Source organism: Bacteroidota bacterium (genome assembly GCA_016720935.1).
GTDB lineage: Bacteria > Bacteroidota > Bacteroidia > AKYH767-A > 2013-40CM-41-45 > JADKJP01.
Window position 1 is genome coordinate 578,811 of sequence record JADKJP010000007.1, and the last position, 18,995, is coordinate 597,805.

The 18,995-nt window shown below is 43.0% G+C and carries 14 protein-coding genes; 8 read left to right on the plus strand and 6 right to left on the minus strand.

Features of this window, described 5'->3' with window-relative positions; genetic code table 11:
- Positions 1-65 precede the first annotated feature (65 nt).
- A complete protein-coding gene (gene secA / locus IPP86_16590; GenBank protein ID MBL0140119.1) occupies positions 66-3,380 on the plus strand; it encodes a preprotein translocase subunit SecA in 3,315 nt (1,104 codons plus the stop codon).
- A 177-nt stretch (positions 3,381-3,557) separates the two neighbouring features.
- Positions 3,558-5,042: a peptide MFS transporter gene (locus IPP86_16595; GenBank protein MBL0140120.1), complete on the plus strand. Its 1,485-nt coding sequence runs from the start codon at positions 3,558-3,560 to the stop codon at positions 5,040-5,042.
- 85 nt (positions 5,043-5,127) lie between these two features.
- Here IPP86_16595 and IPP86_16600 read toward each other — a convergent pair whose 3' ends face one another.
- The gene (locus IPP86_16600; protein ID MBL0140121.1) at positions 5,128-6,618 is read right to left on the minus strand and encodes a T9SS type A sorting domain-containing protein; all 1,491 of its coding nucleotides are present in this window, start codon (positions 6,616-6,618) and stop codon (positions 5,128-5,130) included.
- 130 nt (positions 6,619-6,748) lie between these two features.
- On the minus strand, positions 6,749-6,847 hold the full coding sequence (locus tag IPP86_16605; GenBank protein MBL0140122.1) for a 30S ribosomal protein THX: 99 nt from the start codon (positions 6,845-6,847) through the stop codon (positions 6,749-6,751).
- 86 nt (positions 6,848-6,933) lie between these two features.
- Between IPP86_16605 and IPP86_16610 the strand changes: the two genes are divergently transcribed.
- From IPP86_16610 to IPP86_16625, 4 genes are all read left to right on the plus strand, one after another.
- Positions 6,934-7,410 carry a TlpA family protein disulfide reductase gene (locus IPP86_16610; protein ID MBL0140123.1) on the plus strand — a complete coding sequence of 159 codons (477 nt, stop codon included), beginning with the start codon at positions 6,934-6,936 and terminating at the stop codon, positions 7,408-7,410.
- 38 nt (positions 7,411-7,448) lie between these two features.
- On the plus strand, positions 7,449-8,048 hold the full coding sequence (locus IPP86_16615; GenBank protein MBL0140124.1) for a thioredoxin family protein: 600 nt from the start codon (positions 7,449-7,451) through the stop codon (positions 8,046-8,048).
- Positions 8,049-8,272: 224 nt separating this feature from the next.
- A complete protein-coding gene (locus tag IPP86_16620; protein ID MBL0140125.1) occupies positions 8,273-9,739 on the plus strand; it encodes a gliding motility-associated C-terminal domain-containing protein in 1,467 nt (488 codons plus the stop codon).
- Positions 9,740-9,760: 21 nt separating this feature from the next.
- Positions 9,761-11,908: a tetratricopeptide repeat protein gene (locus IPP86_16625; GenBank protein ID MBL0140126.1), complete on the plus strand. Its 2,148-nt coding sequence runs from the start codon at positions 9,761-9,763 to the stop codon at positions 11,906-11,908.
- A gap of 250 nt (positions 11,909-12,158) precedes the next feature.
- On the opposite strand, the gene IPP86_16630 is transcribed toward IPP86_16625, so the two are convergent.
- The 4 genes from IPP86_16630 to lpcA all read right to left on the minus strand — a co-directional run bounded on the left by IPP86_16630 (position 12,159) and on the right by lpcA (position 16,680).
- The gene (locus IPP86_16630; GenBank protein ID MBL0140127.1) at positions 12,159-12,977 is read right to left on the minus strand and encodes a hypothetical protein; all 819 of its coding nucleotides are present in this window, start codon (positions 12,975-12,977) and stop codon (positions 12,159-12,161) included.
- 354 nt (positions 12,978-13,331) lie between these two features.
- A complete protein-coding gene (locus tag IPP86_16635) occupies positions 13,332-14,870 on the minus strand; it encodes a YifB family Mg chelatase-like AAA ATPase (protein MBL0140128.1) in 1,539 nt (512 codons plus the stop codon).
- Positions 14,871-15,025: 155 nt separating this feature from the next.
- Positions 15,026-15,928 (minus strand): prohibitin family protein, encoded by a 903-nt coding sequence (locus IPP86_16640; GenBank protein MBL0140129.1) that lies wholly within the window; start codon positions 15,926-15,928, stop codon positions 15,026-15,028.
- Positions 15,929-16,104: 176 nt separating this feature from the next.
- Positions 16,105-16,680, minus strand: coding sequence for a D-sedoheptulose 7-phosphate isomerase (gene lpcA, locus IPP86_16645; GenBank protein ID MBL0140130.1), 576 nt, complete (start codon positions 16,678-16,680; stop codon positions 16,105-16,107).
- Positions 16,681-16,782: 102 nt separating this feature from the next.
- Here lpcA and IPP86_16650 point away from each other — a divergent pair, with 102 nt between their 5' ends.
- Together IPP86_16650 and murB are read left to right on the plus strand one after the other, a co-directional pair.
- A complete protein-coding gene (locus IPP86_16650; GenBank protein ID MBL0140131.1) occupies positions 16,783-17,385 on the plus strand; it encodes an outer membrane beta-barrel protein in 603 nt (200 codons plus the stop codon).
- Positions 17,386-17,829: 444 nt separating this feature from the next.
- On the plus strand, positions 17,830-18,846 hold the full coding sequence (gene murB / locus IPP86_16655) for a UDP-N-acetylmuramate dehydrogenase (GenBank protein MBL0140132.1): 1,017 nt from the start codon (positions 17,830-17,832) through the stop codon (positions 18,844-18,846).
- Positions 18,847-18,995 lie beyond the last annotated feature (149 nt).

Here is an 18,995-nt window from a genome sequence, read left to right on the forward strand (position 1 = left end):
AAATGACATACTTCTTTATCTCTTAAATAAAGAGTACTTTTGTGACCCTTATTTCTCACCTTGATATGATTGGAATATTCAATAAAGCCCTGACCAAATTCTTCGGAAGCAAGAGCGACCGTGACCTGAAAGAAATCATGCCACTGGTGTTGCAGGCGAAAACCGCATTCACCGGACTTGCAAACCTGAGCAATGATCAGTTGCGGGCGAAAACACATGAGTTTCGTTATAAAATTTCTGAATTTTTAAAAGATATAGATGCGGAAATCAAATCCCTGGAAGATCAGGCAGAGAATGATCCCGATCTGGAGTTGCACCTGAAGGAAGATTTGTATCGAAAAATCGATGCACTGAAAAAGGACCGGAACAAACAAACCGAAGAAGTATTACTTCAAATTCTTCCGGAAGCATTCGCTGTTGTAAAAGAAACGGCAAGACGATTTACGGAAAATGAAACGCTCTCTGCTACAGCCAACGACATTGATCGTTTGCTTGCAACGAAAAAAGACAATGTAAAAATTGATGGCGATAAAGCTATCTATAGTAATTCATGGGTTGCAGCCGGAAACATGATCACCTGGAACATGGTGCATTATGATGTACAGCTTATCGGTGGTGTTGTCCTCCACCAGGGAAAAATCGCTGAGATGGCAACAGGTGAAGGAAAAACACTTGTAGCTACGCTCCCAATCTACCTGAACGCGCTGGCCGGTCGTGGAGTACACATCGTTACTGTCAACGACTACCTCGCGAAACGTGACTCCGAATGGAACGCGCCTTTGTTTGAGTTTCTTGGTCTTACTGTAGATTGCATTGACAAACACGAACCGAACTCTGTCGCGAGACGTGATGCCTACCTTGCTGATATTACGTATGGAACCAATAATGAATTTGGTTTCGATTATCTCCGTGACAACATGGCCCGTGCGGCAGAAGATATGGTTCAGCGCGGACACCATTTCGCGATTGTGGATGAGGTTGACTCCGTCCTCATTGACGATGCCCGTACACCATTGATCATTTCCGGGCCAACTCCTCGTGGAGACCATCACGAATTCGATATTTATAAGCCAAAAGTTGAATTGCTGATGAAAGCGCAGCGTGATTATGTGAACACGCTCATTTCGGATGCACGGAAATTACTTGCCGAGAAAAAAGAAGACGAAGCCGGACTTTGTCTCTACAGAGCTTACAGAGCATTGCCTAAAAACAAAGCTTTGATCAAGTTGCTGGGTGAACAAGGTGTCATGGGAATCATGCGCAAAACTGAAAATTTCTACATGCAGGATCAGCAGAAAGAAATGCATAAGGCGGATGCAACCCTATACTTTGTAATTGACGAAAAAAACAACAACATTGAACTCACGGAAAAAGGGATCGAGCTGATGTCCTCTTCCAGTGAAGATAAAAACTTCTTCATCCTTCCGGATGTCGGTTCCATTGTCGCTGAAATTGAAAAATCAGCAGCCGCGGCTGAAGACAAGCTTGCCAAAAAAGATGAGTTGATGCGTGAATATGGAATCAAATCCGAGCGTATCCACACAGTCAATCAATTGCTCAAAGCTTATTCTCTCTTCGACCGCGATGTTGAATACATCATTGCTGATGGTAAAATTAAAATCGTCGATGAGCAAACCGGCCGTGTATTGGATGGTCGTCGATACTCCGACGGATTACACCAGGCGATTGAAGCGAAAGAAAATGTAAAGATCGAAGCGGCGACACAGACTTACGCGACGATCACACTTCAAAACTACTTCCGTATGTTCCACAAACTGGCCGGTATGACCGGTACAGCGGAAACGGAAGCACAGGAATTCTGGACCATTTACAAACTGGATGTCGTAACGATTCCGACAAACCGTAACGTCATTCGTAAGGATACAGAAGATAAAGTATACAAAACAAAACGCGAGAAATACAACGCGGTTATCGAAGAAGTTGAATTGCTTGTGAAAGCGGGCCGACCGGTACTCGTCGGTACAACTTCGGTTGAAACTTCTGAATTGCTGAGCCGGATGCTCAAACTCCGGAACATCAAACACAATGTACTCAACGCGAAACAGCACCAGCGTGAAGCACAGATTGTCGCTGAAGCCGGTCTTGCCGGAACAGTAACCATCGCGACAAACATGGCTGGTCGGGGAACCGATATCAAACTTGGTCCGGGTGTTAAAGAAGCCGGCGGTCTTGCAATTATCGGTACTGAAAAACACGAATCACGTCGTGTTGACCGGCAGTTGCGTGGTCGTGCTGGACGTCAGGGTGATCCGGGATCTTCACAGTTCTATGTATCGTTGGAAGACGATCTGATGCGTCTCTTTGGTTCGGAACGAATCATGAAACTCATGGATCGCATGGGAATCGAGGAAGGTGAAGTGATTCAACACAGCATGATCACCTCTTCGATCGAACGTGCACAACGTAAAGTAGAAGAAAATAACTTCGGAATTCGTAAGCGTTTGATCGAATATGATGACGTGATGAATTCACAGCGTGAAGTGGTGTACACCAAACGCCGTCATGCTATTTTCGGAGAACGATTAAGTATTGACATCAGCAACATGGTGTACGATACCTGCGAGGCGCTGGTAAATCAGCACATCGAAACCCGCGATTTCCAGGCATTGCAACTTGATCTCATTCGTGTACTTTCCATTGAATGTCCGGTGACCGAGCAGCAATTCATGAATGAAAAAGCTGAGGTTAGCACTGAAAAAATCTTCAACGAAGCACAGCGATACTACAAGCATAAAACACAAATGCTGATCGAGCGCACCTGGCCGTTTATCGATGACGTGTATAAAAATCAGGGCGCGACCATTCAGAATATTGTCATTCCATTCAGCGACGGTCTTAAGGGAATTCAGGTTGTTGCCAACCTGAAGAAATCTTACGAAACACACGGCAAGGAACTGGCAATAGCATTTGAGCGATTGATCACAGCTGCCATGATTGACGACGCATGGAAAGAACACCTGCGTGAAATGGATGATCTGAAAACATCTGTACAGAATGCTGTCTATGAACAAAAAGATCCATTGCTGATTTACAAATTCGAATCTTTTGAATTGTTCAAACAAATGATGGATGAAACCAACAGGGAAATCATTTCTTTCCTTTTCAAAGGAATCATTCCTCAGCAGGATCCTAACCAGGTGAAAGAAGCCCGTCCTTTGCCAAAACAGGATTTAAAGAACGTCAGTACTAACAAAGCAGAAACGCCATCAGTTTCCAATCGTCCGGGTACACAACCGGGTCCTCCTGCCCCACCTAAGATTCAACCTGTAAGGGCTGAACAAAAGGTTGGTCGCAACGATCCTTGTCCTTGCGGTAGTGGCAAGAAATTCAAAAACTGCCACGGAGCGGGAACAATTTAAATTAAAATACGAAGTGCATTAAAGACCGTCCACAAGACGGTCTTTTTTTATGGATTTAACCATCGTGCTATTGCGAAATGTATCTGGAAACAAGTATTTTCAAGGAAAAAAATTACATTGCGCATCAGATGGACAGCAATTTGTCCTGATGATTTCTTAAAAACCAAACCCTTCACTATGAATCAAACACTCGAAGAGATCCAGGATTTCAAAGGAAAATACCCGAAGCAGCTCTGGTATTTATTCCTTGCGGAAATGTGGGAACGCTTTTCTTTTTATGGTATGAGAGGAATGCTCACCATTTTTATGGTAGAAAAACTTCTGATGTCTGAAAAAGAAGCCAACCTGAAATACGGAGCCATTCAGGCATTTGTGTATACCATGGCATTTATCGGTGGTTTGTTCGCCGATAAAATCCTCGGATTCAGAAAATCCATTTTCTGGGGAGGATTGCTGATGATCATTGGAAGTTTCACGCTCGCTTTTTCTCCGGATACTCTTTATTACATCGGTATCAGTTTCACCATCGTAGGAACAGGTTTTTTCAAACCGAATATCTCTACCATGGTTGGAGCGCTCTACAAAGATGGCGACCCAAGACGTGATGCCGGATTTTCACTGTTCTATAGTGGTATCAATATTGGAGCCCTCATGGGAGGGTTTCTGTGTATGTATGTTGCCAATAATTACAACTGGAATTACGCGTTTTCCCTCGCCGGAATTTTCATGGTACTCGGTCTTCTGATATTTTCTTTCACTCAAAGAACACTTGGCCCGATCGGTCTTTCTCCCCTGCTGCAGAAAAAGGAACTCACACCATCGCGGAGAAGAATGTACGAATTCATGGTTTATGCAGGTGGATTGCTGGTAATTCCTTTTATACTCCTGCTCATTTCCAATTCGAGCTACTCCGATATGTTCATGTATACTGTTGGTCCGCTGACTATCCTGTATATCATTTTCGAAATGACGAAAAGTACCAGGGAGGAAGTGATGAAACTCTCAGCGGCAATGGTATTTATCCTGTTCTCCATCTTATTCTGGGCATTCTTTGAACAGAGCGGAGGATCACTGAGTTTGTTTGCCCGCTATAGTGTCCACAACAAGTTGATGGGTTATACCGCGGATCCGAATGAAATCAACAACGCAGTGAACGCGCTTTTTGTCATCCTCTTCAGTCCGCTTGTAGGTTTGATCTGGCTCTGGCTGAACAAACGCAAACTGGAACCGAATACTGTAGTGAAATTTGGATTGGGATTCTTGTTCCTCAGTTTATCATTCTACGTATTTTACAGCTCACGCTTTTTTATCAATGCGGAAAATAAAACTTCATTGAACATCTTCACACTCGCATATCTGGTCATTACTGTTGGTGAATTGTGCCTCTCCCCGATCGGATTGTCGATCATGACAAAATTATCACCCAAACGTCTGGTTGGTGTAATGATGGGAATGTGGTTTCTCGCGAGTGCTTACGGACAATATGCCGCGGGATTACTCGGCGCGGGGATGGTTTCTCCCAATGAAAATGCAACACCGGTAGAAAAAATCATGTCTTATACGGAAGGCTACAAGCAACTCGCCATTTACGCGGTGATTGCCGGATTGGTGATGATCGTGATCTCTCCATTTGTCCGCAAACTCATGAGAGAAGTGAAATAAAACGCGAACTAATTTTAAGCAAATAAAAAAGGGCAGAAAGTTTTCTGCCCTTTTTTATATCAATCTGTATTATTTCAGTTTCTTTTCAATCCAGATAAACTCGTTTACTGTATGTATTTTTTGAATTGGACAGGGTCACAAAGTAGATTCCTTTTGAATAATTCCGAACCGGAATGATCATACTTCCTTCTTTAACAACTTCAGAATAAACTGTTCTGCCATTGAGATCAGAAATTGTCAAAGCTCCTTCTGTTCCATGTTGAATTGTCACCTCGAGAGATTGATCACCATTCAGGTGGAACTCAAATGGCGATACCATTTGTGCGGCTTCACCAATGCCAACGGATAAATCACAAATAGAATCACTGGTAGACGAGCATCCGTTTACATCCGTGATGACCAGACTAAAACATCCTGAATAAGGAAGTAATAAATTCGGAGAAGTGGCCCCACTCACTGCTGTTGAATCATTGTACCACTGGTAACCATACGGGCCGGTATTGATGGATGAGTAGGCAGTATCGTTAGAGAGACTCAGCAAAGGAACCGGTGGAGCTGTTACCTGCCGTACACTCACCAGGTTCGAAGCGGCATGACAGGTACCCACTGTCGTGGACACACTATAAAATGCCGGAGAACAAGCAAGTGTTGTTTGTGTGGTATCTCCATTGCTCCACAAATAATTTGGAAGCGTAGGAGCGGAAAGAGTTACACATTCTCCAGGACAAATATTAATGATAGAAGGCGATGAAACGCCATTGTATTGCAGGTTAAAAGCAGCTGTTGATTTAAAACTACCAGCCTGGATGAATATTCCCGAATCATAAATTCCATCTCCCGCATCCGCGATGGCAAGACGAAGATGATAGGTTGCACAGGGCTGAACATGTGTTCCTGCAGTTAAGCGGGTGGTGTAACCATCGTACTGCAGGATTTGACCCCCACTATTCTCAACATAATATTGACAATTGGTACACGGACCGGTTGGCAGAGTCCCAACCTGAGCATAACCATTGTTGATACTGTCAATGGAGACAGGAGTATTTGTACCAGGAACCAAGGCGATATTTTGAACACCATTGATACCCGGACCACTGATAAAAAAACCGAAGATGTCGTTATATCCGGAATTTACAAATTCATTGTATTCCTCCGAACCAAACACATAATTAAATGCAATAGAATCGGAAGTGGGAACAAAATCAAATTCAAGGATCGTCGCATCCTGAGTGAATGCGGTGGTATACAAATCAAGAAGAGAATCTCCGGGAAGTAAATTATCTACGGAAGCGCTATCCATATTGTTCGGTCCCGGTATCCGGCTTGGACTTCCGGTAGTCAGAACAATTCCATTTCGGATATTAAAACTGTTCGAAGGTTCTATGAAAGCTCCTGTAGCGCTCAATGTTCCGGTAAGTGAAACATTGGTTGCGGACACACCGATTCCCAGCATCGTCTGCACCAGTTGCTGTGGTGTCAATCCATAATTAATTGTCACCTGTGCCTCAACGTAACCGGAACCGAGTAACATAGAAATTAAAACTGCCGGAAATATTCGCAAGTAGAATGGTTTCATGTTCATCTGTTTTATGTAACGAATATAATGAATAATACTTAGCAACCCTTATTTTGATCTAATCCCAATTACAAAATCATCACTGAAAAATCGATCCTTTAACAACACTTCGAAATAAAAAAACCGGGGATTACCCGGTCTTTTTATTCTTCGCTCTGGCAGGACGGCGCTTGCCGAATGAACCTCTCCAGATCTTTCCTTTACGTGATTTTTTATCTCCTTTTCCCATAAGATTGGTTTTTTCAAGGATAAAATTATTAAAGTGCAAACAAATTTCAAAGAGTTTTTTGCTAATTTTAGAAAGTGAAATTGATCTTGTCAGGACTCCTCTTCTTACTTCCTCTTACCAGTAATTCTCAGAACTTCAGATCCCTCTCATCACAGGCATTGATTTCAGAAAGTGGAAAATATAACGATACATTATACCTCCTGAATTTCTGGGCAACCTGGTGCAAACCTTGTATCGAAGAACTTCCCTGGTTTGAGTCAACGGCAAAAAAGTACACAAACAAGCCGGTGAAAATGATCCTGGTAAATCTGGATTTCAATTCCAAAGTTGATTCACTGGTAATTCCATTCATTCGAAGAAAAAAAATCGAATCTGATGTAATACACATTACAGATACGGATCCAAATGAATGGATTAATAAAATAGACTCTTCATGGTCAGGGGCAATTCCAGCTACCGTGATGATCAGAAATAAAAATGTAATTTTCTTCAAAGAAGGCACGGTCAGTGAATTGGAATTGAACAGCAACCTTGAAAAATTCAACCTTCCGGACAACAAGTAAAAAAAACAATCATCATAAAATTAAATCATTCAAGCATTATGAAAACAAAATTTCTTCTCTTCTGTCTGCTAATTTCGTCGGCAACCATTTTCGCGGAAGGTTACAAAATCGGTGATATCGCGCGTGATTTTTCCCTAAAAAATGTTGACGGAAAAAATGTCGCCCTTGCTGATTTTAAAAACGCGAAAGGATACATCGTTGTATTCACCTGCAATCATTGCCCATTCTCCAAAGCTTACGAAAGCAGAATCATGGGCCTCGATAAAAAATATGCTTCACTCGGTTATCCTGTTATCGCCATCAACCCGAATGACGTTAATACAGTTCCGGAAGATTCATACGATAATATGGTCGTTTTGGCAAAAGAAAAGAACTACACTTTCCCCTATCTGTATGATGAAAGCCAGCTGATAGCTTCCACGTATGGCGCTGCACGTACTCCTCATGTTTTTGTGATTCAAAAAGTAAATGGTAATAATGTCGTCAAATACATAGGTGCTATCGACAATAACGCTGATGACGCGAATAAAGTAACCGCTAAATTTGTAGAAAATGCTGTCGACGCTTTGTTGGCCGGAAAAGAAATTCCTCTGGCAGAAACAAAAGCTATTGGCTGCACTATCAAATGGAAACAATAAGCATCCCATTCATAAAAAAAGTCCTGTCACAAAATGGCAGGACTTTTTTTATGCCGATACTTTTAGGACAATGACTTTCTTCTAGTCCGGATACCCTTATTAAAAATACAAAATCCAAAAAAGCTCCTCGATTCATAATAATTATTACAAAAAACACCTTTTTACGCTGAAATCATCGATTATACTATTTGCACCTTTGGCAATACCTTGTATTTTTGCCAAACATGAAAACTGCGAAAATTCACCATATTTTATTCACATTATTGATCATTACTTTACTGCCATTCAGATCAATAGCACAGTGTACCTCTCCAATAAATAATTTCCCGTATCACGAAGATTTTGAAAGCGGTCCGGGTGGATGGTCCAACGGTGGCACTGCCGATGACTGGACATTGGGAACACCTGCCAAAGCCATTATCGCTCAAGCCGGAAGCGGAACACAATGCTGGATCACCGGAGGGTTAACAACTGCATTCTACAATTTTGGCGAACGCTCCTATGTGCAAAGTCCTTGTTTCGATTTTACAAATCTGAATCATCCTTTGATTCATTTTAAAATCTATTACGAAACTGAGTACAAATTCGACGGAGCCAATCTTCAATATTCTCTTGATGCAGGCGCAACCTGGACCAATCTGGGCACCAATGGTGAACCAAACGATTGCCATACTGTAAACTGGTACAATTACGACAACATCACCAACATGACAGGACTTGCTTCTCCTGCTCACGGATGGTGCGGAAATTCACTGCCGACATCAGGCTCTTGTCAGGGCGGTAATGGAAGTATGGGCTGGATAGATGCCGAACATTGCATGAACATGCTTGCCAATCAGCCACAGGTTATTTTTCGCTTCGCTTTCGGTGCAGGAACAACCTGTAATGCTTATGATGGTTTCGCGTTTGATGACATCACGATCAGCGAAACTCCTGTTCCTGTTCCTGATTTCTCCATCAGTTGCTCAGGAGCAAACCAGGTTACATTTACCGATATGAGTGCAGCTTGCCCTACATCCTGGTCATGGGATTTTGGTGATCCATCATCAGGCAGCAATACAAGCGCTCAACAAAATCCTGTCCACACCTTTAGTGGCAATACTTCCTTCAATGTAAAAATGATCGTGTCCAGTACCTGCAGTGATACGGCTTCCATCACCAAAACAGTTTCTTTCCTCTCCGGAACCGACAGCACATTTGATGAAACTTGTGCCGGTAAAAAAGACGGATCGTTTGCTGTGTATATTACACCAAATGGAAATTACCAGTATGCCTGGACCACCAACCCTGTTCAAAGTGGCTCGACAGCTACAGGACTTTCTGCGGGTATTTACACTGTTGTTGTAAGCGGAACTACGGAAACTTGTCCGCTCGCTATCACTGACACAGTAGGTGCCGGTGAACCCTGCGAGGAACTCACGCTCACGAATGTTCTGACTCCAAACAAAGACGGAATGAATGATGGCTATTTCATCAAAGGCCTGGATCGTTATCCTTCTAATCATCTTTCTGTTTTTGACCGCTGGGGAAAACTGGTTTTCGAACAGGATAATTATGTAAATGGAGTTTGGAAAGGAGTCAACATGGACGGCAAGCAACTCAATGATGGAACTTATTATGTAATTTTTGAAGTAAAGGGTGAAAGCATCACAAAAAAGAGTTGGGTAAGTATTATCAATAAAGAAGATTAAATTCAGGGCTTATTGCACCTCATGACAAAATCTAAATTTTTATTTTTTCTTTTTTTCTTCATATCATTCAACTCGGAGGCACAGGATCAATTTCTGATTGATAGTCTTTCCAAAGAATTGAAACACATTGAAGCCTTTCGGCTTGAAATGGGTGATGCCGCAAGTGCAGGTAAGGATACGATTGAGGCTGAAATTCTCAGGCAACTGGGTTTGGAACTAATTTTTGTCAATCCTGAAACTGCACTCGATTATTTTCAAAAATCACTCGACCTTTCATCACGGGCAAAATTCAAACCAGGAATTGCCGCGGCGCATAAAAATATCGGAATTTGCTTTACCAATATGGGTGATTATCCGAATGGACTGATCCACTATTTCGCGGCACTTGAAATCAACAAAGAACTGAATGATCAGAAAGGAATCGCGTCTATTTATAATAACCTTGGGAATGTTTACAGTTACCAGGGAGATTATTCCAGCGCTTTAAATTATTTTCTCGAAGCTTTAAAAATACGCCAGGCTATTGGCGACAAAAAAGGCATCGCCGCTTCATATAATAATATCGGCAGCATTTATGGATTTCAAAGCAATTATCAGGAAGCACTGAAATATCAACAGGAGTCAATAAAGATAAAAGCAGAAATTGGGGACCAGGCCGGAATGGCTTCTTCTTACAACAACATCGGAAAATTATATTTCGATCAGGGTAAATACAGAGAAGCATTGCGCTATTTCAACAACAGTATGGATATCGCCATCCAGCTCAATGATGTTCCCGGAAAAGCCATTGCGTATAACAATCTTGGAAGTGTCTTCGGCGCCATGGGTCAATACGATGATGCCCTGAAAAATTTCCTGCTCTCCCTTGATCTGAAAGAAGAATCCGGAAATGAAAAAGACATCGCCTCTTCATTTGTCAATATCGGAAGTGTTTATTTAAAAAAGGGACAATTCGTCGAAGCACTGAAGTACGAGCACAAAGGCATGGAACTGGCGAAAGAAATCGGGTCTCTCCCCGATCTCACGGATGCCTGCGAAAAGCTCGCTGAGATCTATGCGGCCATGAACAATTACAAACTGGCCTATGAATACGCTACGCAATTCAAACAACTGAACGATTCCCTTTTCAACGCGGAAGAAAGTCGTAAGATCACGGAATTGCAAATGCAGCACGAATTCAATCTGAAGCAATCCGAAGAAAAAGCGGAACAGGATAAAAAAGATTCATTACAAAAAGCGGAATTAAAAAAACAACGCATCATTCGCAATGCTTCCATTAGTGGCGTCATTGTATTGGGAATTTTCATTTTCATCCTGTTCAGACGATTCGCTGAAAAGAAGAAAAATAACCTGGCACTTACGCAAGCCAATGAAACTCTTCAATCTACTCTCGCCAACTTAGAGGCTACACGTTCCCAGCTTGAACAAAGTGAAAAGATGGCTTTGCTCGGCCAGCTCACTGCCGGAATCGCGCACGAAATCCGTAATCCATTAAACTTCGTCAACAATTTCTCCGAAATCAGTCAGGAATTGGTCGATGATTTCATCGATACTAAATCGGATGAAGAACGAAAAAGTATCGCGGAGACTCTGAAGAAAAATTTCAGCAAAATCCTCGAGCATGGCAAACGTGCCGACAGGATCGTTGAATCCATGCTGGAACACAAAAGTGGTACGAGCGGACAAAAGATTCCTACCGATATCAATACACTTTGTGATGAAGATATCGCTTTGTCGTATTACAGTCTGCGTGCCAATAAAAATGATTTTAACTGCACCATCCGAAAAGATCTCGCAACGGATTTGCCTTTGCTTCCGCTTATTCCACAGGACATCCATCGTGTGCTCATCAACATCTTCAACAACTCTTTCGATGCGCTCATCGAAAAGCAAAAAAAGGACCCGTCTTTTCTCCCGGAGATTTCCATCACCACAAGAAAAAATGATTCAACGGTTGAAATCCTGATTCGAGATAACGGACAAGGAATTCCTTCTCACCTGATAGATAAAATTTTCCAACCCTTTTTCACCACCAAACCAACCGGACAAGGCACCGGTCTCGGCCTTTCTCTTTGCTACGACATCATCCGTACCCACAATGGATCCATCACTGTAAAAAGTGAATTGGGCAAAGGGACGGATGTGCTGATTGCATTGCCAATTAGTTAGAAAGTTCAGGGTTCCGTGTTCCGAGTTCTGAGTTATTGGTTATTAGTTATTAGTTATTAGTTATTAGTTATTAGTTATTAGTTATTAGTTATTAGTTATTAGTTATTAGTTATTAGCTGCTGGAAATTGGTTATTACTTGTGGTCTATGAGTTTTTTGTTTCAAAATAATTCTCTTTTTCAAAGCTGAAACTTCGAGCATCAAACCCTAAACCCCGAACTCGGAACCCGGAACCCGGAACTCGAAACCTTCTAATTATTTATAACACCAACTAAAGCAGCATTCAAACAAGCATACAAGCGTTCCGAAAGTTCATCATAACGTTGACCGGATTCGGGATCATCAAAGGTGAGATCGTTCCAGGAGCCCATGCCACCGAAAACCCAGGCCATGGCTGCGGAAAAAAGTAATTGTCGGTTGTTTACTGAGTAATCAGATTTAGGCACAAGATCTTTGTGATAATACGCTTCTCCGGGAGTAAGATTGGTGAGTTCATACAACGCTTTCTGAAATGTATTCGCCCATCCGTGCAAATTTTGAGCAGAAGCAAAAGATGCAATTTCAGAAAGCGCTTTACGGAACTCTTCTCTTAATCTCTCCAGACTCTGATCCGCATTCGTACTTAAAATTTTCCTCGCGAAGCGGGCGTAATTGACGGTCCATTTTTTATCCTTCTCCTTCTCCTCTGAATTGAATGTCCAGCGCGCTTGCCAGTAATAAGAATAATTCTGACAACGTTGTTCAATCATCCAGGTTCCACCACCGCCAACAAAACCGGCGAGTTTATAATCTTTTCCCATTTTTAAATCTTCAGATGGACGGTAAAACAAATGCAGCTTTTTTGTTTTCTCTTTTTTCAAAAAATTAAACCATTCAATGGGATCCTGACAAATAATTTTTTCAGAATATTTTGAAAAAAAGAACAACTTACTCATTTCCCGAAAATCAACATGATCACAAAACTGAAAAGTGGAATTCCCCGGATAAAAACCCGGTTCCAATTCTCCTTTCAGGAGAAAATGATTTCCATAGCTAGTAAGTGCAATTAGTTGAGCGAGTGTACCTGTCATCTTCTCTTACCTTGCTCTAAAGGAAAGAAAGAATTTCGAAGGATGAAAATCCCAGCCCAAAATTTTATGGTGAAATCTATTTAAATGAAAATATCCTTCAATTATTCTAATGAACATCGTCCGGTTCGAGTTTCCACCAGTCAGAACTGAAGGAGACAGAAAATCTAAAGTATCCGAGTGTCAAAATTGATAAACCTAAATACTGCCACCCCGCAACCAAAAGAAATTTATCAACTCTAACTCTTAAATTTTCCATTTGCTTAACTTCCATGAATAATATACTCAAATATATTCATGAAGATATTAACTCAACGGTCATAACTCATAATTCATAATTCATAATTCCAAACTCCCTCACCCCGCCCACCCTTCCCTGTCCAAACTCCTATACTGAATCGCTTCTGCAAGATGTTCCGTGCGGATTATTTCACTCTTGTCCAAATCCGCAATCGTTCTTGAGACTTTTAAAATGCGATCATAAGCTCTTGCCGACAGACCTAGTCTTTCCATCGCTGTTTTAAGCAAAGCTCTGCCGTCATCACCAATCACGCATATCTCATGCAGTTGCTTTGAACCCATCTGCGCATTGCAATACACTCCGTCCTGATTCGCGAAACGTTCGGCCTGGATTTGCCTGGCCGCGACAACACGTTCCCGTATCGCCTCACTCTTTTCCGACACACGAAGAGCGGTAAGTTCTTTGAAAGCTACAGGAGTAACTTCAAGATGAATATCAATTCGATCTAACAAGGGACCGGAAATTTTATTCAGATATTTCTGTACCACTCCCGGAGCACACACACATTCTTTTTCCGGATGATTGTAATAACCGCAGGGACATGGATTCATCGAAGCCACCAGCATAAAACTCGCAGGGAATTCGATCGAAAATTTTGCCCGGGAAATCGTGACACTCCGCTCTTCAAGCGGTTGTCGCATGACTTCCAACACAGTTCTTTTGAATTCGGGCAGTTCATCCAGAAACAAAACACCATGATGAGCAAGTGAAATTTCTCCCGGCTGTGGAAAGCCGCCGCCTCCGACCAGAGCCACATCACTAATCGTATGATGCGGCGATCTGAACGGACGAATAGAAACCAGCGAATTTTCTTTACCTAATTTCCCTGCGACAGAATGAATTTTTGTTGTCTCCAATGCTTCACTCAATGTCAGCGGCGGCAAAATCGTTGGCAGTCGTTTTGCCAGCATGGTTTTCCCTGCTCCGGGCGGACCAATAAGAATAATGTTGTGTCCTCCTGCCGCGGCCACTTCCATTGCACGCTTGATATTTTCCTGTCCTTTTACATCCGCGAAATCAAATTCGCTCCTTCCCTGGGAATTTTTAAACTCTTCTTCCGCGTCCACAAAAACAGGTTCAAGAACACGCCCGCCATTCAAAAACTCCACAACCTCCAGGATGTTGTCCACTCCATACACTTCAAGTCCATTCACAATGGCTGCTTCACGCGCGTTTGCTTTGGGCAAAATAATTCCTTTGAATCCTTCCTTCTGCGCCTGTATCGCGATAGGCAATACACCTTTGATGGGCTGCACTCCCCCATCCAGAGACATTTCTCCCATGATCACATATTTCTCCAGAACATCCTGTTGCACTTGTCCTGATCCCGCGAGAATACCAAGAGCAATCGTCAAATCATAAGAAGAACCTTCTTTGCGGATATCCGCCGGAGCCATATTCACGGTAATCTCCTGTCGGGGATATTTGAATTCACAATTCTTCAATGCCGCGACAATGCGCTTCTGGCTTTCCTTCACCGCGTTATCCGGCAGACCAACAAGAATAAAGTTGACACCACTGCTTTGATTCACTTCAACCGTGATGGTGGTGGCATTGATCCCATACACAGCACTTCCAAATGTTTTGACGAGCATTTTACAAATGATAATTCCCGGCCAAAAGTACAGTACAGGAATTACCCAGCCTTGTCATTCATCAAATTCACGCAGAGAGAATCCCGCAAATAGGAAGGTTTCTTTATCAGTATTTTTTATTAGTAGAAAAGAAAACAGAATGTTTTTGAAAATTTTTATTTATCACTAATTAATACCTGGTTACTTCCTTTGCCCATAATAATTACTTTGGCATTGGGAGAAATAGCGATTTCTTTTTGCGCTTTTATGGTTTCGTATTGCAGCAACCGGTCCGACAATTCACTGTTGATGATGCGCTGGTAATCCGCGATACCCTGCGCTTCGACGCGTTTGCGTTCCGCTTCCTGGTGCTCTTTCTGCAATACAAATTCCATCTTTTGAGCTTCCTGCTCGGCATTAATTTTTGATTCAATCGCAGCTCTCACCGAAGGCGGCAACGTGATGTTGCGAACGAGCAATTGTTCCAGAATCATTCCCCGTGATTTGAGGTCTTTCTCTATACCCTGAGAAATTCGCGCCTGAAATTCATCCCGCCGTTTGGAATACAAATCAACTGCCGCATAATAAACCGCGTTATCACGGATGCGTGTACGGGTAATGGGACGAACAACAATATCTTTGTAATTCTGCCCGATCTCTTTGTAAATATTCGGTGCCTCAGCGGGAATAATACGATAGAGTATGGTGAGGTCAACAATCACCTCCAATCCATCTGCCGACAAAACCCGGATGGCATCATCACCCGTCTTGTCACCCTCAGAAGATACAGATGACATCGTATAGTTTTGGGTTTTCGTATCAAACATCTTTACTTCGACAAAGGGATTGACAACATTCAATCCGCTCTCTAGAATCCGTCCTTGTACTTTTCCAAAAAGTGTCTGCACACCGATTTGTCCCGCTTCAATTTGCTTGATACTGGAATTTGCAAGCCCCAATATTGCTATTGCGATACCCGCAATTCGGAAAATTCGTTTCGCATCATGCAAACGGGGCAGATACATGTCCGCATTCCGTGCCAGAATAAAGATTACAATACCGAGAAGGAAGAGAATCATCGTGTAAGATTTTTACGAAGATAAAACAATCACTATGATACCAGCTATATCTGATTAAAAAATTCGGGATTTGGTTTTTAGTGATCTCTATTTAAAAGAGGGACGAGGGTCGAGGGGCAATTAGCAGCCCAATAACTTAATAACTTAATAACTCAATAACTTAATAACTGAATAACTCAACAACCAATTTCAACCAGCTGAATCAGCGAATGAATAATCTTAATATGCACTTCCTGCGCTCTGTCGGCGTAGTCGGAATGAGGGGCACGGAGTTCGATATCACAGAGACCGGCCATCTTGCCTCCGTCTTTACCGGTGAGACCAACGACTTTCATCCCTTTCTGTTTCGCGGCTTCGATAGCGCGTAAAATATTTTTCGAATTGCCGCTGGTGCTGATCGCAAGCAACACATCTCCTTTGTTACCGATCGCTTCAACATAACGTGAAAAGACAAATTCATAACCATAATCATTTGCGACACAGCTGAGATGCGAGGGATCAGAAATGGAAATCGCCGGTATCGCTTTGCGGTCGTCGCGGAAACGGCCGGTGAGTTCTTCGGCGAAATGCATCGCGTCGCACATGCTGCCACCATTGCCGCAAGAAATTATTTTTCCACCGCCTTTTACCGAAGCCACCATGAGCTCAGCTGCGGAAGAAATATCGTTCAGCAGCGCTTCATTGGAAAGTACCGCGTCAAGGACAGCTTTCGCTTCCAGGAAATTTTTCCGTACCACTTCGGTCTTCGACATATTGTTCAAATTTGATCTTGCCAAAGGTAGGAAGATCTGCAATATTTCAAGGCTGCTGCTTATCTTCACCCGCACAATTTTCACAAAAGAATTGCCCTGACAATGAGAATCCTGATTTGCTGCATTTTACTCGGACTGTCCCTCACCGTCAATGCCCAGAGTTTTCTGAAAAAGAACATCCTTCTGGACATGGGCATCGATGTAGGAACTTATCAGACTCAGGGCAAAGAAACCGCCACCGGAAAAAAGATCAAAGACGGCACCGTTGGCAGCGTCTTTCATACAGGCGCCGAGTATGCCATCAGCGATTACCTCGGCATCGGGGCGCAATTGAGGACCAATAATTATTCCACCGATAACGATACCGCTTCCGCAAAAAATACGGATTTCAGTCTGCTCGCCAATATCCATTTTCTGCGGACGAATTATTTCAATCTCTATTTCGGGATGAAATACGGAACCTCACATTTCAGTTACGACAACACAAAAAATCAAACCACTTTTTCCGCTGACGGCTCCCATTTTCAAATCGATCTCGGAGCCAATTTATTTGTAAGCAAATATTTTGGTTTCACACTCCATACCGCTTACAACAACCTCCATTACACCAACGGCAACATCATCCGCCCTTCCGCCCCACCTATTATCTACCGCCTTCATTTCAACGGCGCGAATATCGGGATTGGGATGGTGGGGAAGTTTTAGGATTGAGGATTTAGGATTGCTGATTTCTGATTGAGGATTTTGGATTGCTGATTTCTGATTGAGGATTGCTGATTGACTGGTTTGAGTTATGAGTTATGAGTTTTAGCGATTCGGTAATTGCATATTTCGTCCCCAGTCCCTCGTCCCTCTTCGTCAGTCCCTCGTCCCCCGTCCCTTCGTCCCTCCCTAAAAAAAACAGAAACAGCGGCCTCCCGACCGCTGTCCTGAATTACTCGAATAAACACCTCGGTCGTTTAACCAAAAACTGAACCATGAGATGTCGGCAATATAGGTGGTGGAACATGAGGCGTCAATTAAATTCGGGGGCGCTTCTTACAACCTTGGTAAACATCGTTTTTCGGACTGTGAGTAAAATTTTCAAAAGTTCGCTAAAAACAGGCTTTTCCGGTCAATTACCTCATTATTTTCGTGTACGATATCCCAATGAAGATCCAGGAAAAAGTTTCTCTCCGCCCCTACAATACCTTTGGTCTGGAGGTCAATGCAGCCCGTTTTGCCGAAGTTTCCAGCGTAGCTGAACTTCGGGAGCTCATCCTTGACCCTGCGCTAAAAAGCCTGCCTAAATTCATTCTCGGCGGCGGGAGCAACATTCTTTTTACGCAGGACTTCAACGGACTCATCATCCGTAACAGGATCCGCGGAATAGAGATTACCGATGAAACCGACGACCACGGCCGCGTGAAAGCCGGTGCCGGTGAAGTATGGCATTCTTTTGTGCTGTGGACACTCGATCACAACCTGGCCGGACTCGAAAACCTCAGTCTGATTCCCGGTTCTGTCGGCGCAGCGCCGATACAGAATATCGGAGCCTATGGTGTAGAGATCAAGGACACTTTTTATGAGCTCGAAGCGATGAGTCTCGAGGATGGAAGTCTCACAACATTTTCACGCGAAGAATGCAAATTCGGTTACCGCGACAGCATTTTCAAAAGAGAAGCGAAAAATAAATTTGTGATTGTATCCGTCACATTTCAACTGAGCAAGAAGCCGGCACTCAATACAAGTTATGGCGCGATTGAGCAGGAGTTGAAAGCGATGAATGTACAGAATGCCGGCATCCGTGAAATTTCACAGGCCGTCATCAATATCCGCAGCAGTAAACTCCCCGATCCGGCGAAGATTGGCAATGCCGGAAGTTTTTTCAAAAATCCCGAAGTCGAGATTTCCATTTTCGAAAAACTCAAATCAGAATATCCTGATCTCGTCGGCTACAAAACGGGCAACAACAAAATGAAACTCGCCGCCGGCTGGCTCATCGAGCAATGCGGATGGAAAGGCAAAGTTTCCGGTCATGTCGGCATGCATAAACAACAAGCCCTCGTCCTAGTCAACTACGGCGGCGCCACCGGTTCCGAATTAATCCAACACGCCCGCGCTGTTCAATCCAGCGTCCGTGAGAAATTTGGTGTGGAATTGGAGATGGAAGTCAATATTCTTTAGTGGTTAGTGCTTAGTGGTTGGTGCTTGGTGGCTAGTGCTTAGTGAAGGGTATTCATTTAGCTTCCGCTTATACTTTCAACTTCCACTTACACTTACACTTACACTTCCACTCACTCCTGACTATCGACTCAAGAAGATCACCAATCGCC